The 498-nt window shown below is 52.6% G+C and carries 1 protein-coding gene and 1 pseudogene; both read left to right on the plus strand.

The genetic code is table 11. The features are described from left to right. A pseudogene (locus RZO55_RS02770) lies at positions 1–212 on the plus strand (acetyl-CoA carboxylase biotin carboxylase subunit); the annotation flags it as partial. Further along, on the plus strand, positions 205–498 hold a 294-nt coding region (locus RZO55_RS02775; RefSeq protein ID WP_318062769.1), incomplete at its 3' end, for an Asp23/Gls24 family envelope stress response protein. The pseudogene RZO55_RS02770 and the gene RZO55_RS02775, both read left to right, overlap by 8 nt.

Genomic DNA, 498 nt, shown 5'->3' on the forward strand with positions numbered 1-498 from the left:
TTGCCAAAGTAATCGCCTGGGGGAAGGATCGGGATGAGGCGATCCGTCGAATGACCCGAGCCCTGAATGAGTTTGCCATCGAAGGCGTCAAGACGACGATTCCCTTTCACCTGAAGGTATTAAACCACCCTCGGTTTGTGGAAGGGGATGTGCACATTCAATTCCTGGAAACCACCAATCTCGATGAGGAGCGAAAGAGCGAAAATGAGTAACGAGTATCAATCGACGGATTTGGGTAAGATCGAGATTGCTCCGGAAGTGATTCAAATTATCGCGGGTTTGGCTGTGGTCCAAGTGGACGGTGTCGCCGGCATGAGTGGCGGTGTCGTTGACGATATCAGCCAGTTTCTCGGCCGGAAAAATCCGCGCCAGGGAATTCGCGTGGAGTTCGAAGAGGGGCTGTCGATCGAGGTCTCCATTCTCGTCAAGTTCGGTTCCTATATTCCGGACGTGGGGAAAGCGGTACAGGAACAGGTGAAAAATGCGGTGGAAACGATG

This window comes from Clostridium boliviensis (assembly GCF_033342255.1).
Taxonomy (GTDB): Bacteria; Bacillota; Clostridia; order Lachnospirales; family Lachnospiraceae; genus Lacrimispora; species Lacrimispora boliviensis.